Raw genomic sequence first — 26,586 nt, forward strand, 5'->3', positions numbered from 1 at the left:
CCCCACGCTCGATCCGGGTTCGACGCTGCCGTGCGGGCGCACTCACAGGGGAGGCACGCGTGACCACAGACGACGCGGTCCGGAACACCGTTGCTACCGACATCGACACCGGCCTGACGATCCCGATGACCGCCGCACAGCGCGGCATCTTCTACGCACAGCAGCTCGAGCCGGACGTGCCGATGACCATCGACGCGTACGTCGAGTTCCGCGGTGACACCTCGGGTCCGCAGGCCGAGAACGGTGACGACCCCCTCGTCGACGTCGATCCGGACATCATGCAGCGGGCGGTCACCCTGACCGAGCGCGAGACCGAGGCCCCCCTGCTCCGCCTGATCCCGACCGACGACGGCGAGCCGATGATGGTGCTCGACCGGTCACAGGGAGTGATACTCGGGCGGCAGGACTTCTCCGATGCCGACGACCCGCGCGCGGCCGCGCTGGCCTGGATCGACCGCAGGCGAAGCGCGAGCTCGGACGTGTTCGAAGACCGCATCCTGGAGACCCATCTGCTGAAAATCGGTCCCGGACACTCGATCTGGTACTGCCACGGCCACCACATCGGCTTCGACGGCTACGCGGCGATGTACATGATGCTGCGCGTCGCCTCGCACTACACCGCGATCGTGAACGGGACCCCGCCCCCGATCGCGGACACCGCGTCGATGGTCGACATCGCCGAGTTCGACCGCGAATACCGCGCGTCGGCGAAGTTCGTCGAGGACCGCGAGCACTGGGCGGCACACCTGGCCGATATGCCCGAGACGACCACTCTCACCAGCCTTTCGGCCTCGGCGGCGCCGCTGTCGGACGTCCGCTCGGCGGTGCTCGACGACACGCTCGTCGCGCGCATCCGCGAACTCGGCCGCACGCACCGGGTCCGGCCCGCCTCGGTCATCACTGCCGCCGTCGCCGCCTACGTCGCGCGCTACACCGACCGCGACGAGGCGATGCTGAGCCTGCCGGTCGCCGCCCGCGATCGCGATGTCCTCCGCACCTCGGCGGGCCTGACGTCGAACGTCATCCCGCTGCGCATCGCGCTCGACGACGACACGGCCACCCTGGCCGATCTGTTGACGTCGGCGAACTCGGAGATCAAGGTCGCCGTCCGCCATCAGAAGTTCCGGCACGAGGACATCACCTCGCAGATCCTCGGCGCGGCCGGTGCCCGACGAGGATTCTTCGGCCCGCTGGTCAACGTCATGCTGTTCTTCCAGCACATCGACTTCGGTCCGCTGAAGGGCGAATTGCACGTGCTGTCCACGGGTCCGATCGAGGACCTGTCGGTGAACGTCTACGACAGCCTCGACGGTGGGATGACCCTCGACCTCGAGGCGAACCCCAACATCTACCCGGCCGACGAGATCACCACCCATCACCGGCGCCTGGTCGACTTCGTCACCGCCTTCGTCGGAGCGCCGGTCGAGACCAGGGTGTCGGACCTGCATGTTCTCACCGACGCCGAACGCACCGAACTCCCCGAGCGCATGACCGGGGAGCGGGTCGACCACGGCGGCACCACCCTCGTCGACCTGCTCGACGACGCGGCCCGGGCCCACCCCGACGAGACCGCGATCACCGACGCGCAGGACGGGCGCTCGCTCACCCATCGCGAGTTCGCCCGCGCGGCAACGCAGATCGCCTCCGCACTCGCCCGTCGCGGGATCGGCCCCGAGAGCGTCGTCGGCGTTCAGCTGCCCCGCAGCACAGACCAGGTCGTGTCGTTGCACGGCGTCGTCCGGGCCGGCGCGGCGTTCCTGCCGATCGACCCGGCCGAGCCGGCCGACCGGCTCGGTCACATCCTCGAGGTGGCCTCGCCCGACCTCGTCATCACCGAATCGGTGCTCGCCGAACTGCGCGCCGACGACGATCCCGACGCGGCCGCGCCGACGCCCCCGGGCCCCGACGCGGCCGCCTACGTGCTGTTCACGTCCGGGTCCACCGGAAAGCCGAAGGGCGTGGTCATCACCCACCGCGCCATCGTCAACCGCCTTGCGTGGATGCAGTCCCGGTATGACCTCGCCACCGACGACCGCGTGCTGCAGAAGACCCCGGCCACCTTCGACGTGTCGGTGTGGGAGTTCTTCTGGCCGTTCACGACCGGCGCCGCGCTCGTAGTGCCGACCGCCGACGGGCACCGTGATCCGTGGTACCTGCGCGATGTGATCGCCGAACATCGGGTCACCACCGTGCATTTCGTCCCGTCGATGCTGGCCGCCTTCACCGCGGCGCTCGACACCGACGACGCGTCGGCGCTGACGAGTCTGCGCCGGATCTTCACCAGCGGTGAGGCACTGACGCCCTCGACGGTCGGCGCCTCGGCGACGCTGACCGCCGCACCGATCCACAACCTCTACGGTCCCACCGAGGCCGCGGTCGACGTCACCCATCACGACCACTGCCGCGCCGATCTCCCGGTCATCCCCATCGGCTCCCCGGTGTGGAACACCAGCGTCCACGTGCTCGATCACCGCCTGCGGCCGCAACCGCCCGGCGCGATCGGCGAGCTCTATCTCGGCGGTGTCCAGCTGGCCCGCGGGTACCGCTCCCGCGCGGACCTGACCTCGTCGCGGTTCGTCGCCTCGCCCGCGGCGCCGGGTGAACGTCTTTATCGCACCGGCGATCTCGTCCGCCTGAACGCCACCGGCGAGCTGGAGTACCTCGGCCGCACCGACTCCCAGGTCAAGATCCGCGGCCAGCGCGTCGAGCTCGGTGAGATCGAATCGACGCTCAGCGGCCTCGACCACGTCACCGCGGCCGGTGTGGTGATCCGCGACGATCTCATCGCCGGTGAGGCCACGATCGTCGGCTACGTCACGGGAACCGGGCTCGCCGACCGTGACCTGCGCGCCGAACTCCGCACCGCGCTTCCCGATCACATGATCCCCACCGCGATCATGGTCCTCGACTCGTTGCCCACCACCGCCAACGGCAAGCTCGACCGGCGCGCCCTCCCCCGACCGGATCTGCGGACCCACCGCGAGTTCGTTCCCGCACGGACGGCTCTCGAGCGGCTCGTCGTGACCACCGTGGCCGACGTGCTGGACCTGCAGGGCGATTCGTCCGACACGTCGGCCGGGGACACCTCGGATGCGGCGACCGCGTCGGTCTCCCTCGGCGACAACTTCTTCGAGATCGGCGGCTCGTCGCTGTCCGCGACGCGGATGGCGTCCCGACTGTCCCGGGCCACCGGCAATCGGATCGGGATCCGCACGATCTTCGATGCCGACGACCTCGCCGGTATCGTCGCGACGCTCACCGATCTCGGCGTCGACTCCGACCATCTGGTCACCGTGGGTGCCGGCCGCGCGGACGACACCGCCGGCCGGACCGCATCCGGGGCCGTCCCGCTGTCGCCTGCCCAGCATCGCCTGTGGCTCGCGACGCGACTGGACCCAGCGTCGTCGGCGACGTACAACATGCCGTTCACCGTCCGCCTCGTCGGCGAACTCGACACCGCCGCCCTCCGGGCCGCCCTCGTCGACGTGATCCGTCGACACGAGCCGTTGCGCAGCGTCGTGGCCGAGATCGACGGCGTCGCGTGCATCTCCTCGACCGACCCGGACGCGGTCGACATCGACCTGCCGGTGCTCGCGACCTCCGACATCGCCGACTGCCCGGATCGCGAGTTCGCCTCGCTCCCCTTCGATCTGGCTGCCGAGATCCCGGTTCGCGCCCGTCTCGTCCGGACCGCCGACGACGATCACCGGCTGACGATGGTCGTCCACCACATCGCGGGCGACGGATGGTCACTGGCACCCCTGGCCGGGGACCTCGCCGCCGCCTACCGCGCTCGGCGCAACGGCGACGAGCCCACCTGGGCCGAGCTGCCGGTCACCTACTCGCAAACCAGCGCCGCGCGGCACGCGTGGCTCGACGAGAGCCCCCATGCCGCAGCAGAACTCGACTTCTGGCGGAACACCCTCGCCGAGACCCCGGGCGAGACCGAACTGCCGCTCGACCGGCCGCGGAGCCGGGATTCCGAGGTCACCGGCCGTTCGGGATCGTCGGTGACGTCGACCATCGACGCGGACACCTACCGCGCGATCCGCACCATCGCCGCGGGCTCCGACGCCACCGTGTTCATGGTCCTGCACGCATCGGTTGCGGCACTGCTGCGTTCGCTCGCACAGTCTTCGGACGTCATCATCGGCACCCCCGTGTCCGGCCGCGGCGACGCCGATGTCGACGACCTCGTGGGCATGTTCGTCAACACGCTCGCGCTGCGTACCGAGGTCGACAAGGACATGCCCTTCGCCGAACTGGTGGCCCGGGTCCGGGACACCGACCTCAATGCGTTCGACAACGCCGACATGCCCTTCGACCGGCTCGTGACGGAACTCAACCCGGCCCGTTCGGGCAACGTCCACCCGTACTTCCAGGTGTCGCTGGCCCTGGAGGACCGCTCCGCGATCCGCCTCGACTTCGCCGGACTCGCGGCGACCGCCTCCCGCGTGGACACCGGCCGCACCACCTTCGACCTGCAGTTCACCTTCACCGAGGTGCGTGACGCAACCGGCGAGCCGACCGGCCTGACCTTCGAGATCGGTTATGCCACGGCACTCTTCGATCGCGACACGGTCGCCGGGCTGGGCTCACGCCTGACCCGCATGCTCGACGCTGCGACCGCCGATCCGACCTCCCCCATCGGCGACCTCCCCGTCCTCGACCTGCACGAACGTCTCGACCTCGTGCCGGCAGTCGGCGAGGGCCGCCGGCCGGTCGAGCACCTGACGCGCTTGCTGACGGCGGCCGCGGACGCCTCACCGCACCGCATCGCGGTCACCGATGGCACCCGGTCGCTGACCTACCGTGAGCTCGACGCGGCGTCCAACCGTCTGGCACGGGCGCTCATCGATGGCGGCGCCGGACCCGAACACCATGTGGCCGTGTCGCTTCCGCGCGGCGTGGAATGGATGACCACGATGTGGGCGATCGCCCGCACCGGAGCGGCCTGGGTCCCGATCGACCCCGCCTACCCGGCGGGCCGCATCGAACACATGCTGACCGACTCGGGAGCGCGGCTGCTCGTCACCGATCGCGCATCCGATCCCCGCGCCGGGGGTGAGGTCACCACCGTCGTGCTCGACGACCCGGACACCCGCACCCGCATCGACGCCGGATCATCGGCGGCCGTGACGGATTCGGACCGCCGAGGCGTCCTCGACGTCGACCAGCCCGCCTACCTGATCTACACATCCGGCACCACCGGCACGCCGAAGGGCGTGGTGGTCAGTCATCGCGGACTCGCCGACTTCGGTGCGCAGCAGGTCACGCAGTACGGGATCACCCCCGGCAGCCGGACCATGCACATGGCTTCGCCGAGCTTCGACGCGTCGGTGCTCGAGATCCTGATGGCGATCTCCGCCGGGTCGACGATGCACATCGTCCCGCCGGGCATCGTCGGCGGCGCCGAACTCGCCGAGCTCATGCGGGACGCGCGGATCACGCACGCGTTCCTCACCCCGTCGGTGCTGACGACCATGTCCCCGGACGACGTGCCCGACCTCGAGGCACTCGTCATCGGTGGCGAACACCCGAACTCCGAGGTGGTGCGCACCTGGTCGTCCGGACCGAAGCTGTTCAACGCCTACGGTCCCACCGAGACCACCGTCGTGGCCGCGGTGTCGGCGGCGATCAGTCCCGATTACACGACGCTGACGATCGGTCGCCCCATCCGCGGCATCTCCGCGGTGGTGCTGGACGAGCGCCTGCGCCCGGTCGCCCCCGGTGCGGTCGGCGAGTTGTACATCGCCGGCGAGCATCTCGCCCGCGGGTATCACGGTGTCCGGCCGCTGACGTCGAAGCGTTTCATCGCCAACCCGTACGGCGATCCCGGCGAGCGGATGTACCGTACCGGCGACCTCGTGCGCTGGACCGCCGACCACGAACTCGAGTTCCGCGGGCGCGCCGACCATCAGACCAAGATCCGCGGCCATCGCATCGAGCTCGGCGAGATCGACGCCGCCCTCGTCGCCGACGACGCGGTCCGCGCCGCGGTCACCACCACGCACGGCGAGGACGATCGCGCCCATCTCGTGTCGTACGTGACGGTCACCGACGGTGGCCACGGTCAGGCCGCGGCTGTGCGCGACCGGTTGGCGCAACGCCTGCCCCGGCACATGATCCCGTCCACGATCATCGAACTCGACGAGATCCCCACGACTCCCATCGGCAAGGTCGATCTCCGCGCCCTGCCCGCGCCCGAACCGGCCTCGGTGGGCGCCGACGTCGCGTTCGTCGCACCACGCACCCCCATCGAGCAAGCCGTCGCCGATCTCATCGCCGAGCGTCTGGAGCTGGAGCCCGGCACCATCGGGCGCGATCACGACTTCTTCGATCTCGGCGGCAACTCACTGCTGGCGACCCAGATCGTCGGCGCGCTGGAGAATCTCACCGGGCAGCGCATCCCCGTCCGCGAGGTCTTCGATCATTCGACCGTCGCCGGCATCGCCCGTCTCGCCGGCACCGACGACGGCCACGCCTCGCTCGTCGAGGCGCGGACACTGCCCGATCTGCGGCACGATCCGGACAGCCCGGCCCAGCCCGGACCCGCTCAGCAGCAGCTCTGGTTCCTCAACCAGCTGGCCGGCCTCCCGGATGCCGACGGCAGCCACCCGGAGGCCGAGACCGGCTCGCCGACCGCCGATTACGCCATCGCCTTCGCGCTGGACCTGCGCGGCGACCTCGACGTGGCCGCCCTGGCCGGCGCACTCCGGTACGCCGTCGAGCGCCACGAGATGCTCCGCACGGTCTACCCCGAGCACGACGGACGGCCCGTCCTCGACGTTCGTCCCGCCGACGAGGTCCACACCGACCTGACCGTCGACGAGACGACCGCGGCCGACTGGGCGGAGCGGGCACAGGCACTGGCCCGTCGTCCGTTCGACCTCACCGTCGACGTGCCGCTGCGCGTCGCTCTGCACCGGATCGACGGCGACGTCACGCATCACAAGCTGACTCTCGTCATCCACCACATCGCCGCCGACGGCTGGTCGATGGTGCCGTTGCACCGCGACATCACCCACGCGTACGCCGAACTGCGCACCGCCGCCGAGAACGGCGCCGAGCCCACGCTCACCGCCACCCCGGCAGCCCTGGACTATCGCGACTACCTCCGCTGGCAGGCCGACCACCTCGAGTCCCGGACCGACCTGGCCGACCGGTGGCGCCAGGATCTCGACGGCCTCGACGTCGGACCGATCCTCCTCCCCGATGCGCCGGCCGGAACCAGCCGGACCGCCGGCGTCGTCGACATCGAGTTCGACGCCGACCTGCGCAGCCGGTTGAGTGCGCTGGGTGACGGCCGGGCAACCGAGTTCATGTGCGTGCATGCGGTGTTCGCCGCGCTGCTGCACCGGTTGACGGCCGACCCGCAGGTCCACGTCGCCGGTACGCCGTCGGACATCGTCATCGGCACCCCGGTCGCCGGACGCACCGACCCCCGCCTCGCCGAGATCGTCGGCATGTTCGTGAACTCGGTCGTCCTCCGGACCCCGGTCGACGGGAGCAAGGGGTTCGCGGCGCTCCTCGAGTCGGTGCGCAACCGGGATCTCGAGGCGCTGTCGGCCGCGGACATGCCCTTCGAGCAGATCGTCTCGATGCTCAATCCGCCTCGAACAGATCGTCATCCGGTGTTCCAGATCGCCCTCGCCTTCGACGCGGGGGTCTCCGACACCCTCGAACCCGATCACACCCGGGTGGACCTGCCCGGCCTGGAGATCGTCGCCGAGGAGATCGAGACCGACGGCGTGCGGTTCGACCTCGAGCTGCGAATCCGCAGCGGTCGCGCACGATTCACCTACGCGACCGACGTCCACAGCGCCGAGCGTGTCACCGAACTGGCCCGCATGTTCGTCGATCTCGCGCGTACGGTCGTCGCGGACCCGTCCACCCCGCTCGACGACCTCGCCCTCGGCCACCCCGGCATCACCGGCAACGCGAACGTCGCCGACGCCGACGCCGATCGGGGTGACGCCGTCGAGCCGAGGCACCTCGCCGACATCATCGCCGACACCGTCATCGATCACGCCGAGCAGGTCGCGATCGAAGACGGCGACCGCACGCTCACCTACGCCGAGCTCGACCGGGTGTCCGCCCGCTGGGCGCGATCCCTGCGAGATCTCGGGGTCGGTCCGGAGGACGTGATCGCGATCGCCGTCGATCGCAGCCTGGAGTCGGTCATCGCCACCTGGGCCGTGGCCAAGTCCGGTGCTGCCGCCCTGCCGGTCGACATGCGGTATCCGGCCGAGCGGATCGCCCACATGATCGCCGACTCCGGCGCCATCCTCGGCATCAGCGGCACCGACCATCGTCGCGATGTGCCGCGCGACATCTGGTGGCTCACCCCGCAGGACCTGTGCGCAGGCGAGCGGACGGCGTTCGCGTCCCCGGCCCGCCACCTCGATTCGATCGCCTACATCGTCTACACCTCGGGATCCACCGGAAAGCCCAAGGGCGTCAGCGTGACCCACCGCGGCCTGGCCGCGTTCGCAGCGACCCAGCGGGAACGGTACGAGGTCGGGCCCGGTGACCGCACCCTGCTGTTCGCCTCCCCCTCGTTCGACGCGTCCATGCTGGAGTTCCTGCTCGCGGTCGAAACCGGTGCGACGATGGTGGTCGCCCCGACGACGATCTACGGCGGCGACGAACTCGTCGAATTCCTCGACGACCGCGAGGTGACCCACGCGTTCATCACCCCGTCGGCTCTCGCGGCCGCCGCGCCGCATCCCCTGCCGCACCTGCGCACGCTGGGTGTGGGTGGCGAGGCGAGCACGCCGGAGCTGGTGTCGCGCTGGGGAACCGGCCGTCGATACATCAACTCCTACGGACCCACCGAGACGACGATCGTCGCCGCGATGTCGGCCCCGCTGCACCCGGATGAGCCGATCACCATCGGCACGCCGGTCCACGAGTGCACCGCGCACGTGCTCGACCACCGATTGCGCCCGCTGCCCGACCACGTCCCCGGCGAGCTCTATCTCGCCGGGCCGGGAGTGGCACGCGGCTATCTCGGCCGGCGGAGTCTGACCGCCGGACGATTCGTGGCCTCACCCACCGGTCGCGGGGCCGTCATGTACCGCACGGGCGACATCGTCCACCGCGGCGCCGACGGCGCGCTGACCTACCACGGACGCAGCGACAACCAGGTGAAGGTCCGCGGCTTCCGCATCGAGCTCGACGAGGTGAGCGCCGCGCTGGCGGCCGTCGACGGGGTCGACTTCGCCACCACCGTCGTGCGCGGTGAGAGCGCATCGGCCACCCTGGTCGGCTACGTCACCCGGTCCGGCGGTAGCCCGGACGCCGAGACGCCAGAACACCAGACCTTGGACACGGCAACGGTTCTCGAGTCCGTGCGCCGTCGACTCCCCCGCCACATGGTCCCGTCCGCGATCGTCGTGCTGGACGAGATCCCGTTGACCGGCAACGGCAAGCTCGACCGGCGGGCGCTGCCGGAGCCCTCGGCGAGCAGCATCTCGTCCACCGGTCGCGCTCCGCGCACCGACGCCGAGACCGCGCTGGTCGAGATCGTCGCCGACGTGCTCGGTCTCGCCCGGGACGAGGTGGGGGCCACCGACGACTTCTTCCTGCTCGGCGGCACCTCACTGCAGGCGACCACGCTGGTCAGCCGGATCAACCGCGCGTCGATCGATGGTCGGCTGCGCGTCCGGGACGTGTTCGACAACCCGACCGCCGAGGCCCTCGCCGACCTCATCAGCCTGCCCGAGGACTGGGAATCCGCCGCTGCGGCCGACGCCTCGGCGGACCGCCCCGAGCGCCGGGACGCATTCCCGCTCGCGCCGGTCCAGCGCCGGTTGTGGTCATTGGCCGCGGCCGACCCGGCGTCGACCGAGTACCTCATGCCCTTCGTCCTGCGACTGTCCGGCGAGGTCGATGTCGACGCGCTCCGCGGGGCCCTGGCCGACGTGGTCGGGCGGCACACGAGCCTGCGGACGGTCTTCGAGGCCGTCGACGGCACCCCGTCCGGCCGCGTGCTCGACGATCCCGAGGCGGTCGTCGGCGCGCTGACGCCGATCGTCCCCGCGAACCCGGACGCGCTCATGAGCGAGATCGCACGTCTCGCGTCCACGCCGATCGATCCGACCACCGAGGCGCCGTTGCGCGCAGCGCTTCTCGTCGACCCCGGTACCGGTGACGACGCCGGCACCCGGCACGGCGCCGACCACGTACTGATGCTCGTCGTACACCACATCGCCGCCGACGGCGCGTCGTTGCCGATCCTCGTCGGCGACCTCGCGCAGGCCTACCGCGAACGGCGCTCCGGCCGGATCGGGACCTGGGCCGCCGCCGAACTCGACTACCGCGATCACGCCGTCGAGAGTGCAGCGGCGATCACGGCCGCCGAGGAGCTGGAGTTCTGGACCGGACATCTCACGGGTGCGCCCGCCGAGAGCACGGTCGAACCGGTGGCCGGTGGACAGCGTCGATCGGGCGGACAGGGCGAATCCGGCGCACGGTCGGTGAGCCTGCCACTCCCCGCGCACACCCGGGCGGGCCTGACCGCCTTCGCCCGCGAGCAGTCGACGACACCGTTCTCGGTGCTGCACACCGCGCTCGCGATCCTGCTGCACCGTCTCGGTGTCGGCGACGACCTCGTCATCGGCAGTCCCGTGGACAACCGCACCGGGGTGGCCGGAGTCGACCGCGACTACAGCGGCGTGGTGGGCATGTTCGTCAACATGGTGCCGCTGCGCAGCCGGCTGCGGAGCGCGGACACCGTCGCCGCGCTCGTCCGCCGGACCCGCGATGCCGACGTCGACGCCCTCGATCACCGGGGCGTGCCGTTCGACGACGTGGTGACCGCGCTCAATCCCGAACGGGCGCACGGCCGACACCCGCTCTTCCAGGTGGCGCTGTCGGTGCACGACTTCGCCGGCGGCGCACCGTCTCCGGTCGGAGGTGCGGACTCCCTCGCCGGGGCCGCCGTCCCGATGGACGACGACCTGCTCGCCGAGGTCGCCGAATTCGACTCGCTCGCAGCCAAGTTCGACCTCCAGTTCACCGTCACCGGCCTGGGTGCGACCGATGCCGACACCGACGCCGCCGTCCAGATCACCTACGACGCCGCGCGGTACGGCCACGACGACGCCCACCTGCTGGGGACCCGCTTGATTCGGGTCCTGCGCGGGATGCTCGGCGATCCCGGACGCGCGATCGGCGACATCCGCATCACGGATCCGCTCGAGGTCGCCGAGCGCACCCCTGCGCTGGGTCCGCGCGGCAAGGCGCCGACCACGCTGGATGTCCTGATCGCCGACGCCGTGCGACGCAACCCGAACGGACTCGCCGCCATCGGCGGGTCCGCCGGGGACGGCGACGCCCCCGAGACACTCACCTATGCCGAGCTCGACGCTCGTTCGAACCGGCTGGCGCGGGTGCTTCTCGGCCGCGGGGTCGGGGCCCACGCCCGTCCGGACGACGAGCCGGGGACCGCAGGTCCCGACGTCCGGTCGTCCCGGGAACCGGTGGTCGCGATGGCGATCAGCCGCTCCCTCGATTCCCTGGTGGCGATCTGGGCGATCGTGAAGGCCGGTGCCGCGTACGTTCCGATCGACCCGGAGTATCCGGCGGACCGCATCGCGCACATGCTGGAAGACAGTGGCGCGCAACTGGTCGTGACGACCTCGTCGGCATGGGAACGCGTCCGGGAGAGCTCGGCCGGCAACGACGTACCGACCGTGGTGCTCGACGCCGCGTCGACCCGGACCCGCATGAAGCACTCGTCGCCGGCACCGATCACCGACGCCGAGCGGGAGGCGACGATCCGCCCGGATCAGTTGGCGTACATCATCTACACGTCGGGGTCGACCGGTAAGCCCAAGGGCGTCCTGGTCCCGCACAGCGGGTTGCGCGCCGTGCACGACGAACTCGCCGAACGGATGACCCCCGGGCCCACCTCCCGCGTGTTGCACTTCGCCTCACCGAGTTTCGACGCCTCGGTGCTGGAGATGCTGCTCGCACTGGCCGGTTCGTCGGCGCTGACCATCGTCGAACCGCACGTCTACGGCGGTACCGCACTCAGCGACGTGATCAACACGCGACAGGCGACGCATGCGTTCATCACCCCCGCCGCGGTCGCCAGCATGGATCCCGCCGCCGTACCGTCACTGCGCGCTCTCGCGGTCGGCGGCGAGGCCTACGGAACCGATCTCGTGCGGCGCTGGTCGCCCGGTCGCACGATGATCAACGTCTACGGCCCCACCGAGACCACGATCATCACGACCGGCAGCCGTTCGCTCACCCCGAACACGCCGCTGACGATCGGCACGCCGAACAACGGCGTCGGCGCGCTCGTCCTCGACGACCGGCTCCACCCGGTGCCGCCCGGCGTCACCGGCGATCTGTACCTGACCGGCGTGCAGCTCACGCGCGGCTATCACCGCCGACCCGGCCTCACCGCCGTCCGGTTCGTCCCGGCTCCCATGGTCACCGGGCCGCGGTTCGCCGGTCAGCGGATGTACCGCACGGGTGACCTGGTCCGCTGGACCGGCGACGGCGAACTCGTCTACGTCGGCCGCAGCGACACCCAGGTCCAGGTCCGCGGGTTCCGCATCGAACTGGGTGAGATCGACGACGCGCTGGCCGCCGAACCCGACGTCGACTTCGCCGTCACGCTGGTCGACGGCACCGGGACGCAGGCGATCCTGCGGAGCTACGTCACCGCGACGCGCGGATCCGATCCGGAGCCCGCCGATCTGCGACGTCGGGTGGGGCGCCGCCTGCCCCGGCACATGGTGCCCGCGTCCGTGTCCGTGCTCGACGCCATCCCGCTGACCCCGACCGGCAAACTCGACCGCGCAGCCCTGCCGACGCCGTCGGCGTCCGCGTCGGGCCGAGCTCCGGCTCCCGGGACCGAGGCGACCGTCGCCCGCGTCTTCGCCGAGGTCCTCGAGATCGACGTCGACGCCGTCGGTGCCGACGACGGGTTCTTCGACCTGGGCGGCAACTCGCTGATGGCCACCGCGGTGACGAGCAGGCTGACCGAGCTCACCGGGCAGCACGTCGCGGCGCAGACGCTGTTCGGGGCCCCGAGTCCCGCGGAACTCGCCGACCTGCTCGACGGCGGGGCGGATCCGAACCGGGCCGACGAGCCGTCGGCATCCGGCCTCGGCACACTCCTGCCGCTGCGCCGCCTCCCGGACCGTGCCGGAAGCGACACTCCCGCACCGCTGTTCGTGGTGCACCCGGCAATCGGTCTGTCCTGGAGCTTCACCTCCCTGCTGCCTCACCTGCCCGCGGACCGCGCGGTGTACGGGCTGCAGCACCCGGCGCTAGCCGGCGATCCGTGCCCACAGACGATCGCCGACCTCGCCGAGGTGTACGTCTCGCGTCTGCGGTCGGTCTCGCCCGCGGGGCCGTACCACCTGCTCGGCTGGTCTTTGGGCGGGCTCATCGCCCACGAGATGGCCGTGCAGTTGCAGGATGCCGGTGAGACCGTGGAGCGTCTCGTCCTGCTCGACAGCTACGTCGTCGCCGAACGCCCCGATCTCGACACCGAGGCGTCGATCGCGGAACTGATGCGCGAGTTCGGACTCGACGTCCCCGACGAGATCGCCGAGAAGGGCACCGGCGACGCCGCCGAGCCCACGGTGGCGGATGCGTTCCGGGTCATCTCCGCGGCCGGCGGAGCACTCGGCGGGCTGTCCGAGGACACGCTCACGACGGTGCACGAGGTGTTCCGCCACGCGTCACCGCTGGCGCGGAACTGGCAACCCCGGATCTTCGACGGCGACCTCACCTTCGTCACCGCGACCGTGGACGCCCACGACGGCCCACCGGCCGTCGCCGGCTGGCACGACAAGGTCACCGGTCGCGTCGTCGAGGTCGAGGCCACCAGCACCCACGCACGCATGTTGCTGCCGGAGAACGTCTCCGAGTGGCTGACCGCAATCGAAACAAGCCCGGGCACACCGGGAATCGCAGCACAGGAGGAGGAATCATGACGAACCCGTTCGACGACACCGAGGGGACCTTCCGCGTCCTCGTCAACCACGAGAACCAGCATTCCCTCTGGCCGGACTTCGCTCCCGTCCCGGACGGCTGGCGCGTGGTGTTCGGCCCGTCGGGTCACGACGAGTGCCTCGAATACGTCGAGGAGAACTGGCGGGACATGCGCCCGGCCAGTCTGATCCGCGCCATGGAACGTTCGCAGGACAGTGAAAGGGAGGTCACACATGGGGCGGCACAGTATGGCTGACACGACATCGGCTGAGGCGACCACGACAACCCCGACGCCGGGTACCACCCCCGGCGCCGCCGCGCCGGCGCGGAACGCGCTCGAACTGCGCGGTCTGCGAAAGACGTTCCGCACCGGCCTGTTCGGCCGCGGCCGTCGCGTACACGCCCTCAACGGTCTGGACCTGACCGTGCCCGCGGGCACCGTGCACGCGCTGCTCGGGCCCAACGGTGCGGGCAAGACCACCACCGTCCGCGCGGTCGCGACCCTGATGAGGCCCGACGAGGGCAGCGTCCTGGTCGACGGTGTCGACGCCATCGCCGACCCCGGCGCGGCCCGCAAGATCATCGGTGTCTCCGGCCAGTACGCGGCCGTCGACGGGAACCTGACCGGCTTCGAGAACCTGCGGATGGTCGGGCAGCTGTACGGGCTGTCGCGCGGCGAGGCCTCCACACGTGCCCGTGAGCTGATCGCCGACCTCGCCCTCCAAGACGCCGCCGACCGGCCGATGCGCACCTACTCCGGCGGCATGCGCCGACGGCTCGACCTCGCCGGCGCCCTCATCAACCGGCCGTCGCTGGTGATCCTCGACGAGCCGACCACCGGGTTGGATCCCCGTGGGCGGCGCCAGATGTGGGAGGTCATCACCGAACAGGTCGCGGGCGGCGCGACGGTGTTGCTGACGACGCAGTACCTCGAGGAGGCGGACGCACTGGCCGACGAGATCACCGTCATCGACCACGGGACCATCCGTGCCCAGGGCAGTGCCGCCGATCTCAAGGCGGCCACCGGCGGTTCGATCCTCACCGTCGAGGTCGACATGCGCTCGGGATCGCCGGAACCGCAGGACGAGCTCGTCGCCACGACACTGGCCGAGATCGGTCTCGGCATGCCCGAACGACTCGAGAGCGAGGCCACCGCCCACCCGGGGTCGACGGGCACCCGATGGTCGATTCCCGTCGACAACGGAACGCGCAGTGCCGTCGAGGCCGTCCGCGCCCTCGACGCCGTCGGCATCGACGTCGTGGACGCCACGGTCGCGACCCCGACGCTCGACGACGTGTTCCTGACCCTCACGGAGCGCGACACGCACGGGACCGACGGCGACAGCGACGCCGGTGTCGGTACACCGGCGGGGTCCCATGCCGATGCCGAGACCGCCGTCATCCCGAAGGTGTCCGACGCCGATCCCGACCTCTCCCACGCCCCGACGACCCGATCGGATCGACTCCATGCTCACTGACACCGCAGTCCTGGTCGAACGAAATCTGCTCACCGTCAAGCGAATTCCGACCCTGCTCATCAGCGCCACCATCCAGCCGCTGATGTTCGTGTTCCTGTTCGCCTACGTCTTCGGCGCGACGTTCGGCGGGGGTTCCTACCGCGAGTTCCTGATGGCGGGCATCTTCACCCAGACCGTGGTGTTCAACGCGGCGTTCACCACCGTCGGCCTGGCGAACGACACCTCCGACGGCATCGTCGACCGGCTCCGGTCCCTGCCGATGTCCCGGTTGGGCGTCATCAGCGGACGCGTCACCTCGGACATGCTGCTGGGGATCGTCGGCCTTGCGGTGATGGTCGCCTGCGGTCTCGCGATCGGCTGGCGGGTCCAGGGCAGCGCCGGCGACGCCGCCCTCGCCTTCGGCATCATCGGCCTGTTCGCACTCGCCATGGCCTGGGTCGGGGCCGTGACCGGTCTCGCCGCGCCGAATGTCGAAGCCGCGCAGAGCATCGGCTTCCTGTGGATGTTCCCGGTCACCTTCTTGTCGAGCGCGTTCATCTCGGCCCAGAGCCTGCCCGGACCGTTGCGTGCGATCGCCGAATGGAACCCGGTCACCGCAGTGGCGACGGCATCCCGGCAGCTCTTCGGCAACGAGGCGCCGCCCACCTTCCCCGAGGCCACCGGATGGGTCGCCGACCACGCGGTCGCGTACTCGGTCGGTTCGGCCCTGGTCATACTGGCGGTGTGCATACCTGCCTCGCTCATCCTGTACCGCCGTGCCGCCAACCGGTGACCTGTAGGTCCGTGATCCATGAATTCGCGATCGGTCTACCCGGGATCAACGATCACCCGAGAAATCCCCACGTGTTCGTTACCGTGGAACAGTGACACCGGACGATGGCAGCGCGGCCGCCGACGCGCACCACGGACGCGGGGGCGAAGCACAGGTGCTGCGGGAGTTGCTGGCCGCCGCGGCGACAGGCGACCGGACCGCGTTCTCCGCTCTGTACGACCGCACGAGTTCACGGATCTACGGACTCGCGTTCCGGGTCGTGCGGGACCGTCAGTACGCCGAGGAGATCGTCCAAGAGGCATATCTGCAGTACTGGCAGAAGGCCGGCGAGTACCAGCCCGGACGCGGTTCGGTCATCACCTGGATGATGACCATCGCCCATCGGCGGGCCGTCGACCGCGTGCGCTCGGAGGAACTGCAGCAACAGCGGATGTCGCAGTACGGGGCGGTGTCGGTGGAGACCCCGCGAAACATACCGCTCGAGGTCGTTGTGCAGACCGACGAGGCGCGTACGCTACGAACATGTCTCGGTACGCTCACGGAACTGCAACGGAGCTGCATCGAGATGTCCTATTTCGGGGGCCTGACCTACCCGGAGGTCGCCCGGCACACCGACACCCCCCTGCCCACCATCAAGTCTCGGATTCGAGATGGCCTGCGTCGGTTGAGAACCTGCCTGAGGACGCACGAGGACGCCTGATCCCACAATGACCACACCCGATACGACATCCGGGGACCGCGAGGCCGCCTGGCTCGACGACCACGTCGAACTCTTCGCCGTCGGCGCCCTGACGCCCGACGAGACCACCCGCGTCGAGCGAGAACTCGCCGTCCTGCCGCCGCAGGAACGCGCGGTCTACGACGCGCAGATCACCGACATCCAGGCGGCGATGGCGGGCTTCGCCACGACCTACGCGCTCGACGCACCGCCCGAACTCCGGGACCGGGTACTGCACCATGTCTTCGAGGGCGCCGCGCTGACCCCGGACGCCTATGTGCCCGCGGGCGCCGATCCGGGCCCGCAGACCCCGATCGCAGCCGCGGCAGACCCCGAGCCCCCGGCCCCGGCCGGACCCGATCACAGCGGAGAGACCGACCTCGCGCCACCGCCGCCGGTCGAACTGCGACCCCGCGATTCCGCGCCCGGACAGCACCGGTCCGGCAGCACCGCACCGCGCCCGGCGCGTGCCACCGCGATCCTGGCGGCGGCAGCGGTGACCGTGGCGGTGGCCCTCGGCGCAGGCGTCCTCATCGGTCGCACCACCGCGCCCGAGACGTCCACCTCCTCGACGGCCCTCAGCGACTCGCAGCGTGAGGTGCTCGGGGTGCTCACGGCTGCCGACGCCTCGGTGAGCGTCGAACCCCTCGCCGACGATCGCGGCACCATCGCGGTGGTGACCTCCGAGTCGGCCGATCAGGCCGTGGCGCTCCTACGAGACCTGCGGACGCCGATCCCCGCCGACAGCACCTACCAACTGTGGCTGGTGGGCGGCGCCGACCGGCCCGTACCGGCCGGGCTGATCCCCGGGGACGACACCGCCCCGGTGGTGGTGAACGACGTGAGCGGGTCGAGCGTGCTCGCGGTGACCATCGAGCCGGCCGGCGGCTCGCCACAGCCGACGACGCCGATCCTCGCCCAGGTCGCCCTCTAGACCCGGCGAGATTCGATCCTTCGGGTGACAGGCGCGGCGCGCTCTTCTCGTATCGTTTTCCCCTGGGCGGACGATCCACCCGAGGAGAGCCGGTCAATGCGTCAACGAACGAGTGCGTGTCGAGAACGAGTGGGTGCGATGTGAACGAAAGCGGTCGTCGAATCCAGCGGCACGTACGTCTCGGCGGTCGGAGACTGCTCGCAGCTCTGCTGACCGTGGGCGCGGTGATGGCGGGTCTCGCGGTCACCACCGGAGCGCCGGCTTCCGCGGCACCGCCGTCGTCCCCGGATGGCTCCCGCGTCATCGACTCCTACACCGACGACCCACAACAGGTGACGTTGCTCGTCCACTCCGCGGCCATGAACCGCACGGTCCCGGTCACGGTGCTCACCCCGCGGGATCGTGCCCGGCCGGCCCCGACGCTCTACCTCCTCAACGGTGCCGGTGGTGGCGAGGACTCCGCGACCTGGGACGCGCGGACCACCTACAAGCGCTACTTCGCCGACAAGCACGCCTACGTCGTCACCCCCATCGGTGGGGCCTACTCGTATTACACGGACTGGCAACGCGATGACCCCACCCTCGGCCGCAACAAATGGCAGACGTTCCTCACCGAGGAGCTCCCGCCCCTCATCGACGGCACGTTCGACACCACAGGGGGCAACGCAATCGCCGGGATCTCCATGGCCGGGACGTCCGTACTCAATCTGGCCATTGCCGCCCCGGGGCTGTACCGATCCGTCGCAGCGTTCAGCGGGTGCGCCCGGACCAGCGACCCCGCCGGTCAGCAATACATCCGTCTCGTGGTCGAAGACCGCGGTCAGGCGGACATGACCAACATGTGGGGGCCCCTCGACGGGCCCGGCTGGCGGGCCAACGACCCCTATCTCAATGCGGCGAAGCTCCGCGGCAGCAAGGTCTACATGACCACCGGTACCGGCGCGCCGGGAGTCCACGAGCAGCTGACCGACCCGAGTATCGAGGGCGACGGGTTCACGCTCGCCAACCAGGCGATCCTGGGCGGTGGGATCGAGGTCGCGATCGACATCTGCACCCGGCAGATGGTCCAGCGCATGCGTTCCCTGAACGTCCCGGTCCACGTCAACTTCCGGCCGACCGGCACCCACTCGTGGGGCTACTGGCAGGACGACCTGTACCAGACCTGGCCACGTATCGAACGCGACCTGCGCTGACCACGCCGATCCCGTCCCGACCGAACGGTCCGCGCCGCACGCGACCCGCCCGGCCGCGAACTCACCACGAGTCGAGGCCGGTGTATCCGTCCTGGAGAGCCCGCGCGAAGAGATGCGTCTTGGTGGGGGCTCCCCGGCCGACCGCGGTGTATTTGGCACGGATTCGTGCAAGGTGGGTGCTGACCGTCGACGCCGAGATGAACAGGCGCGCCGCGGCATCCTCCTTGGAGTCGGCGGCCAGCCACGCCAGCAAGACCTCGATCTCCCGGTCGGACAGGCTCGGGCGCGGAATCGCGGCGGCCACCTCCCCGCTTTCCCGATAGTCGGCGAGTCGCGCAACAGGCTTGTGCGCCATCATGTCCGAAGCATCAGCACGGCGTGGCGCCGACGACACCCCGGTCGTGAAGAATTCTGTGGTCGCCGTCATTGATCCATCCCCTTTTCGATCGGCGCATCGCTCACGTCCCCGACGCCGCACGCTCCACGCGTTCTCATCGTTGCCCCAACGGTAGGTCGGCCGACTACTGGTCGGTAGACCCAGAACTGGGGACCCCGGCGTCGCTCGAACTGTTCCCGCACCCGGTTCCCCATCGTTCCCCTCCTCTGCACTCCGGTCGGCACCGTCTCTGCGCGCCACCGTCTCTGGGCGTCACCGTCTCTGCGCGCCACCGTCTCTGGGCGTCACCGTCTCTGGGCGCCACCGTCTCTGCGCCACGGACCCCGATCGCCGGAGGTCCGCACCCACTCATCGTCGGCGTCCGCGTGAATCCTCGGACGCCACCCGCGTCGTCCGCCGATACCGTTGTGGCACCGGCAACCAGCCGTCTTCGACGGCACGCTTGAACAGGTCCACCTTGGTGCGCGTGGGCCTCCCCGCATCCGCATACTTCTGCCGGATTCGTTTGAGGTACTCGTTGACCGTCTCGGCGGACACACCCAGGGCGGCGCCGACCCGCGCCGAGGTCTCCCCGGATGCGTACAGCGCCAGCACTTTCTGCAGCTGGGGCGACAGGTCGACCGCGGCGAGCTCGGGGTCGCCGTCGATGGCCGCGGCCCACTCCGTGGTGAGGACCGCCCTCCCCCGCGCCGCAGCCCGGATCGCTTCGATGATGACCGATTCATCGGCCGACTTGAGGACAACGCCGAGTGCTCCGGCCCGGGCGGCCGACCGAAGCAGCGCCGGATGCTCGCCGGACGTGTAGACGACGGTGGCGACCCCGGCCGCGGACAACGCGTTGACGTTCTCGCGAGGCGTCGTGCCGTCGTCGAGACGCAGGTCCAGCAGGACGACGTCGAGCGGCATCCCGCCGAGCACCGCGTCCACCGTGGAGGCTGCGCAGACCAGGGAGATGTCGGCGATCGGGTCGAGTACGCGCTCGATCCCCCAGATCGGCGAACGATGGTCGTCGACCATCCCGACTCGGACGAGAGATGCGCCGCCCGCCGAGTACTCTCCCGTCATCGCGTTCACCCCCTCGGAACCTGTCCGCGCGATCAGCGTCGACCGCGGTGGCTGCGGACGGTCGGCGACTCTCAGCAATTACACAGCGTTTTGTGACCGTGTACTCAGCGAACGTTATCCGACGACTCGGACATGACCCCCCGTCATCGACCTCACCAGCGGCGATCTGTCCCAATCTGCATGCAGTTGTGTCCACATTCCTGGGGACATCGACGGTTCGCGCGCCCATTGCCCCCCGGTACATGCAAGACTAGAACATGTTCTAGAAACGCGATCGGACGTCCGCCCGGGCCGTCGATCGCACGTCGCCTCGCAGAAGGAGAACAGGTGAGCGCACCTTCGACCCACGACGTCCTCGGCACGCCGGTGACGATGCCGGTCGAGATCCGGCACGCGCGGTGTTTCGTCGCCGGCTTCACCGCCGACTCGACAGCCGTCGCGCGGGCCATCGACGCCGAGTCGCCGCGGCCCGGCACTCTCCGCCCACTGCGCATCCGGCCGGGTCGCACGATGTGCATGCTCGTGTTCGTCGACTACGTCGACGGCGACCTCGGGCCGTACAACGAGTTCGGGGTGTGTTTCCTCGTCGAGGACCCGTCGGTCCCGCCGGCCTCCCCCGTCCGGGCACTGCGCTCCCTGCTGCGCGGCGACGCGCGTGCGCTCGTGCACCGACTCCCCGTCGACGGCGACTTCACCCTGGCCGCAGGCCGCGGCATCTGGGGGTTTCCCAAGACGCTCGCCGAGTTCGACGTGAACCACTCCTCGGCCACGAAGCACGGCCGGCTCGTCGCCGACGGAGCGCTCGTCGCCGACCTGAGCGTGAAGCCGGGGATCAAGGTCCCCGACTCCACCGCCGACACCGTGTTGCACGCCTACTCACAACTCGACGGGACCACCCGGATGACGCCCTGGCGACTCACCTCGACCAGCGGGACCCGCACCCGGATCGGTGGCGCGAGTCTGACACTCGGCGCGCACCCGATCGCCGACGAACTGCGGTCCCTCCGATTGGGCCGGCACGCTCTCATGTCCAGCTCGGTGGACCGGATCACGATGCGTTTCGAGGACCCGACCGTCGTCTGATCGGGGCGGGCCGCGTCGCTGCACACGGGTCGGCAGACGCCGGGGCCGCGGTCGCGGACAATGTGGTCATGAGCAATCTGGAAACGGACCCCGTCGAGGTCGAATGCCACGCCGACGCGGGCGTCGCCTCGGGTTCGGGCCACCTCCGCATGGACGTCCTCACCGCCCGCGACGTGCCCCTCGGCGGCCCGCGCGCGATGACCGTGCACCGAACTCTGCCGCAGCGGTCCCGATCGCTGATCGGGGCCTGGTGTTTCATCGACCATTACGGCCCCGACGATGTCGCGAGCAGTGGCGGGATGGACGTCCCGCCGCACCCGCACACCGGGCTGGCGACGGTCAGCTGGCTGTTCACCGGGGAGGTCGAGCACCGGGACACGATGGGCAATCACGCGATGGTCCGCCCCGGCGAGATCAACCTGATGACCGCCGGGCACGGCATCGCGCACACGGAGGTCTCGACACCCGACACCACCACCCTGCACGGGGTGCAGCTGTGGGTTGCCCTGCCGGCCGACAAGGCCGACACCCCACGCGACTTCGCGCATCACCGGCCCGATCCGCTCGATCTCGGCGGGGTCACCGCCAGGGTCTTCCTGGGCGAACTGTTCGGCACCCGCTCGCCGGTGCACACGTTCACCCCGCTGACCGGCGCCCAGCTCGACTTCGCACCGGGCGCATCGGTCGCCATCGATGTCGATCCCGCACACGAGCACGGCATCCTCGTCGACACCGGGACCGTCGAGGTGACCGAGGCGGACGCGGCACCGTTGTCCCGCACCGAGCTGGGTTACGTGGGGCTGGGAGCGCGGCGGATCACGCTGACCAACGTCGTCGACACCGACGCCCGCGTCGTCTTCCTCGGTGGCGCACCGCTGTCCGAGGACATCGTGATGTGGTGGAACTTCATCGGTCGCACGCACGAGGAGATCGTCTCCTACCGGGAGCAGTGGGAGGCGCACAGCGAACGGTTCGGGCAGGTCCGCGGGTACGTCGGATCGACCCAGCACCTACCCGCGCCGCCACTGCCGCACTCCCGGCTGCGTGCCCGCAGCAACACCCCCGGTCGCGCCACTCCCTGACAGGGAGGGCTGCAGGCGATCACGCCGTGCCGAGCAACCTCGCGAAGTTCGCGATCCCCGCGGCCTCGACCGCCTGCTGCCGGCCGTCGGTGACGGCGGGCGCGTTCGACGGCTCGCGGCCGCCGGCGGCATCCGCCGACCCCGGATAGCCCCGCGGTGTGAGGAGCGACGCGAGTTCGGCTGCGGCACGGTCGATCCGGTCGTTCAGCGAAGCGGTGTCCCCGCCGGCGCCGGCCCAGTCCGCCGACGCGGCGTAGACACCGGTCGGCAGGACGACGGCCCGCAGGTAGGCGAACAGCGGTCGCAGAGCGTGGTCGAGCACCATCGAATGCCGCGGACTGCCGCCGGTCGCGCCGATCAGCACCGGCTTGCCCGCCATCGCCTCGATGTCGACGAGATCGAAGAACATCTTGAACAGGCCGCTGTAGGACGCGTTGAAGACCGGCGTCGCCACGATCAGGGCATCGGCCCCCTCGACCGCGTCGAGCGCCGCCCGCGCCCCGCCCGAGGCGAAGCCGACGGTCATCGCCTGCCCGAGGTCGACGGCGAGGTCACGGAGGTCGACGATCTCGACCTCGGTGCGTCCCTCACCGAGCCGTTCGGCCGCTGCCGCGACCATCCGGTCGATCAGCAGTCGCGTCGACGACGGTTCGGACAGGCCGGCATTCACCGCGACGATGCGCAGCGCTGTCATGACGACACCTCCACACTTTCCTCGGCTGCACTCTCCTGGGCCACTCTGTCCTGGGATTCGCGGCGCGCAGCGACCAGCGAGGAGTGCGTCGGCGCCTCCGGCATGTCCGCGGGCCGCCCTTCGGCGAATCCGGCACGCAGGTCCGGCAGCACCTCACCCAGCAGGTCGAGTTGCTCGAGAACGGTCTTGAGCGGCAGCCCGGCGTGATCGACGAGGAACAGCTGGCGCTGGTAGTCGCCGAAGGTCTCCCGGAAGGTGAGCGTCTTGTCGACGAACTCGGCCGGGCTACCCACCGTCAGCGGCGTCTGCGAGGTGAAGTCCTCGAGCGACGGCCCGTGTCCGTACACCGGCGCGTTGTCGAAGTACGGACGGAACTCGCGCACCGCGTCCTGCGACTTCGGCCGGATGAAGAACTGCCCGCCGAGCCCGACGATGGCCTGATGGGCCTTGCCGTGTCCGTAGTGCTCATACCGTTCGCGATAGAAGTCGATCAGGCGCTGGAAGTGCTCATTGGGCCAGAAGATGTTGTTCGCGAAGAAGCCGTCGCCGTAATAGGCGGCCTGCTCGGCGATCTCGGGGCTGCGGATCGAGCCGTGCCACACGAACGGCGCGACGTCGTCGAGCGGCCGCGGGGTCGAGGTGAACGACGTCAGCGGGGTGCGGAACTGTCCCTCCCAGTCGACCACGTGCTCGGTCCACAGCCGGTGCAGCAGATGGTAGTTCTCGATCGCCAGCGGAATGCCCTGCCTGATGTCCTGACCGAACCAGGGGTACACCGGACCGGTGTTGCCCCGCCCGAGCATCAGGTCGACGCGCCCATCGGCGAGGTGCTGCAGCATGGCGAAGTCCTCGGCGATCTTCACCGGGTCGTTCGTGGTGATCAGCGTGGTCGCGGTGCTCAGTTGCAGACGCTGCGTCTGCGCCGCGATGTAGGCCAGGGTCGTGGTCGGCGACGACGAGAAGAAGGGCTCGTTGTGGTGCTCGCCCAACGCGAACACATCGAGTCCGATGTCCTCGGCCTTCTTCGCGATCTCGACGATCGCCTTGATCCGCTCGTGCTCGGTCGGCGTCGTGCCCGTGGTGGGGTCGACGGTGATGTCGCTGACGCTGAAGAGTCCGAACTGCATGTCGCGCCTCCTTGTCGTGGTTACATCGACCATAACCGGACCGCGGTCCGATTAATTCCGAAGGGTGGTGAGTTAGTGTTGGCTCACTGCGGAGAACGCAACCCAACCGAGGAGAGTCGCATGAAGATCCGGAAGTCCATCGCTGCCGTCACCCTCGCCGGGGCCGCACTGTTCGTCGCCACCGGCTGTTCGGAGTCCACCGACACCGTCGACGAGGCGACGAGCGCGGTGTCGACCGCCGTCGAGTCCGCCGCCAGCCAGGTCGAGACCGCTGCGAGTGACGCGGTCGACGAGGTCACCGGGCTCAGCAACGACGACGCGACGGAAACCCTCCGCCAGGCCATCGACCCGGCCACCTCATCCGAGGATCTCGACAAGGTCATCGACGTCACGAACCCGGCGACCAAACCGGCCGCGATGGCATTCGCCAAGGGCGCATCCGCCGCGGGTTACACTCCGGATGCCTTCTCGGTCAAAGAGGTCACCGAGGACGGCGACAAGGCCACCGCAACCGTTGCCGTGAAGAGCCCGCATTCGCCGGCACCGGTCGACATCCAGCTCGGCTTCGTCAAGGTCGACGGCGACTGGAAGCTCAGCGGTGACGCCATCCAGCAGCTCATCAGCATGGGCAGCGGTCAGCAAGAGGGCAACTAGACCCGCGGCGTACGTCGCCTCCTCGCCTACACTCGGACGGGTGCGGTTCCGACCCGGGGCCGAGCGGCGAGGAGGTGTACGTGCGTACCGATCAACCCACCCATCCGTTCGCTCCGCCGGTGACCCAGCGCCACGCGCGGTGGCCGCTCGTGAACGATCTCGACGACACCGAGCTACCCGCCGCCGCGATCACGCCGGCCGACACCCGGATCGACGCGAGTGCCCCGGTATCCGACTCGCCCACGCCGACCAGAATCGACACCGCGGCGAGACCGGTGCCGCGGTCGGCAACCCGGGTGGAGACCAGACTGCCCGCACGCGAGCACGCTGCACTCCCGCCGGTGGGCGACTTCTGGGACCTGCAGCACGCGGTCCGGTCACCCCTGGTCGCGATGTCCACACCGGTCCGGGTGGTCACTCCTTCACCGGCGCCCTATCTCACCCGGCCCGTCGGTGGTCGCCCTGTCGCTCCGGCCGCATCGCTGGCGTTGACCACCGGTTTGATCTCGATTCCGCTGACCCTCGTTCTCGGCCTGGGCGCGATCCTCGGCCTGGTCGCCGTGGTCTCCGGTGTCATCGGCGTCAAACAGGTTCGCCGCGCCCCCGCCGAGCGCAAGGGCACCGGTCGCGCTATCACCGGCATCATGACCGGCGCCGGCAGTATGGTCGTCGGCGGCCCGATCCTGCTGCTCGTCCTCTTTCTCGCCGGACTGTAGCCGACGGGCGCACCGTTCGAGGTTCGTCGCCTCCGCGATCGCACCACCACAGATACGACGAGACCCGCCTTTCGGCGGGTCTCGTCGTGTGTATGCGTGTGCCGGGGCCTAGCTGACCGCGCGGAGCCGCGGCCGGGCCGAGGCCACCTCGCCGCGTTCGCGCCCGAGCCAGGCCTGGATTTCACCGATCACCTGCAGCCGGGCGTCCACCGGGTCGATGTCCACCAGCGACGGCATGCAATGCATCAGGGCGGCGTAGAACGCCGAGGTCGGCGACATCCCGTATTCGGCGAGCACGTTTCCGTAGTCGTCGACGCGATCAGCGAGTTCACCGTAGGTGAGAGCGTCATCGCCCAGCCGAACTGCTGTCAGGTGGGGCGTGATCGCCCCTCGGGTCTGGATGTCATCCAGAAGTAGCTGGTCCATGATTACTGCCTTCCCGCCCGTGGAGCGTCGATCGCTGTGTCCCCGCCTCCCCTGACGTTGGTACCGAGCGATCCTTCAACCCAGTGTGCCCTACATCATTCAAGTAGTAGAACACTGGCTCAACATGTGTGGGATATTCCACAACATTTTCCGTAACTATGCTGCACTTTGATGTTACGGCTGTGACTGTAGTTGCAACAGGGCATCAGTGGTTTGATTCTTTACCTGTTATCCACATGCAACTGTCCCGACATTCGAGCACGTCCGACTTTGGCGATCGCGAGT

16 protein-coding genes are annotated in these 26,586 nt (G+C 69.8%); 11 read left to right on the forward strand and 5 right to left on the reverse strand.

Annotated elements, in window-relative coordinates; genetic code table 11:
* Positions 1-59 precede the first annotated feature (59 nt).
* From BCM27_RS19295 to BCM27_RS19325, 7 genes are all read left to right on the forward strand, one after another.
* A complete protein-coding gene (locus BCM27_RS19295; protein WP_033204083.1) occupies positions 60-13,964 on the forward strand; it encodes a non-ribosomal peptide synthetase in 13,905 nt (4,634 codons plus the stop codon).
* The gene (locus tag BCM27_RS19300; RefSeq protein ID WP_004020520.1) at positions 13,961-14,218 is read left to right on the forward strand and encodes an MbtH family protein; all 258 of its coding nucleotides are present in this window, start codon (positions 13,961-13,963) and stop codon (positions 14,216-14,218) included. The genes BCM27_RS19295 and BCM27_RS19300 overlap by 4 nt, the downstream gene beginning before the upstream one ends.
* The gene (locus BCM27_RS19305) at positions 14,196-15,440 is read left to right on the forward strand and encodes an ABC transporter ATP-binding protein (protein ID WP_004020521.1); all 1,245 of its coding nucleotides are present in this window, start codon (positions 14,196-14,198) and stop codon (positions 15,438-15,440) included. The genes BCM27_RS19300 and BCM27_RS19305 overlap by 23 nt, the downstream gene beginning before the upstream one ends.
* Positions 15,430-16,212 (forward strand): ABC transporter permease, encoded by a 783-nt coding sequence (locus BCM27_RS19310; RefSeq protein WP_004020522.1) that lies wholly within the window; start codon positions 15,430-15,432, stop codon positions 16,210-16,212. Before BCM27_RS19305 ends, BCM27_RS19310 begins: the two co-directional genes overlap by 11 nt.
* A gap of 91 nt (positions 16,213-16,303) precedes the next feature.
* Positions 16,304-16,912, forward strand: coding sequence for an ECF RNA polymerase sigma factor SigK (gene sigK / locus BCM27_RS19315; RefSeq protein WP_004020523.1), 609 nt, complete (start codon positions 16,304-16,306; stop codon positions 16,910-16,912).
* A 7-nt stretch (positions 16,913-16,919) separates the two neighbouring features.
* The gene (locus BCM27_RS19320; protein WP_004020524.1) at positions 16,920-17,864 is read left to right on the forward strand and encodes an anti-sigma factor; all 945 of its coding nucleotides are present in this window, start codon (positions 16,920-16,922) and stop codon (positions 17,862-17,864) included.
* 140 nt (positions 17,865-18,004) lie between these two features.
* Positions 18,005-19,057, forward strand: coding sequence for an alpha/beta hydrolase (locus tag BCM27_RS19325; protein WP_004020525.1), 1,053 nt, complete (start codon positions 18,005-18,007; stop codon positions 19,055-19,057).
* A 61-nt stretch (positions 19,058-19,118) separates the two neighbouring features.
* On the opposite strand, the gene BCM27_RS19330 is transcribed toward BCM27_RS19325, so the two are convergent.
* Both BCM27_RS19330 and BCM27_RS19335 read right to left on the reverse strand, forming a co-directional pair.
* On the reverse strand, positions 19,119-19,484 hold the full coding sequence (locus BCM27_RS19330; protein ID WP_033204079.1) for a response regulator transcription factor: 366 nt from the start codon (positions 19,482-19,484) through the stop codon (positions 19,119-19,121).
* A gap of 318 nt (positions 19,485-19,802) precedes the next feature.
* Positions 19,803-20,519, reverse strand: a complete 717-nt coding sequence (locus BCM27_RS19335) for a helix-turn-helix transcriptional regulator (protein ID WP_033204103.1) — start codon at positions 20,517-20,519, stop codon at positions 19,803-19,805.
* Between the two features lie 327 nt (positions 20,520-20,846).
* On the opposite strand from BCM27_RS19335, the gene BCM27_RS19340 reads away from it, so the two are divergent.
* Together BCM27_RS19340 and BCM27_RS19345 are read left to right on the forward strand one after the other, a co-directional pair.
* Positions 20,847-21,602 (forward strand): acetoacetate decarboxylase family protein, encoded by a 756-nt coding sequence (locus BCM27_RS19340; RefSeq protein WP_004020528.1) that lies wholly within the window; start codon positions 20,847-20,849, stop codon positions 21,600-21,602.
* 68 nt (positions 21,603-21,670) lie between these two features.
* Complete coding sequence (locus BCM27_RS19345; RefSeq protein ID WP_004020529.1) at positions 21,671-22,684, forward strand: pirin family protein; 1,014 nt, start codon at positions 21,671-21,673, stop codon at positions 22,682-22,684.
* Between the two features lie 19 nt (positions 22,685-22,703).
* Here BCM27_RS19345 and BCM27_RS19350 read toward each other — a convergent pair whose 3' ends face one another.
* Positions 22,704-23,378, reverse strand: coding sequence for a CE1759 family FMN reductase (locus tag BCM27_RS19350; protein ID WP_004020530.1), 675 nt, complete (start codon positions 23,376-23,378; stop codon positions 22,704-22,706).
* Positions 23,375-24,505 carry an LLM class flavin-dependent oxidoreductase gene (locus BCM27_RS19355; RefSeq protein WP_004020531.1) on the reverse strand — a complete coding sequence of 377 codons (1,131 nt, stop codon included), beginning with the start codon at positions 24,503-24,505 and terminating at the stop codon, positions 23,375-23,377. The genes BCM27_RS19350 and BCM27_RS19355 overlap by 4 nt, the downstream gene beginning before the upstream one ends.
* 120 nt (positions 24,506-24,625) lie before the next feature.
* Between BCM27_RS19355 and BCM27_RS19360 the strand changes: the two genes are divergently transcribed.
* A complete protein-coding gene (locus tag BCM27_RS19360) occupies positions 24,626-25,159 on the forward strand; it encodes an MTB12 C-terminal domain-containing protein (RefSeq protein ID WP_004020532.1) in 534 nt (177 codons plus the stop codon).
* An 80-nt stretch (positions 25,160-25,239) separates the two neighbouring features.
* The gene (locus BCM27_RS19365) at positions 25,240-25,875 is read left to right on the forward strand and encodes a DUF4190 domain-containing protein (RefSeq protein ID WP_004020533.1); all 636 of its coding nucleotides are present in this window, start codon (positions 25,240-25,242) and stop codon (positions 25,873-25,875) included.
* Positions 25,876-25,983: 108 nt separating this feature from the next.
* Here BCM27_RS19365 and BCM27_RS19370 read toward each other — a convergent pair whose 3' ends face one another.
* Positions 25,984-26,301 (reverse strand): hypothetical protein, encoded by a 318-nt coding sequence (locus tag BCM27_RS19370; RefSeq protein WP_004020534.1) that lies wholly within the window; start codon positions 26,299-26,301, stop codon positions 25,984-25,986.
* Positions 26,302-26,586 lie beyond the last annotated feature (285 nt).

The organism is Gordonia terrae, from assembly GCF_001698225.1.
Classification (GTDB): domain Bacteria; phylum Actinomycetota; class Actinomycetes; order Mycobacteriales; family Mycobacteriaceae; genus Gordonia; species Gordonia terrae.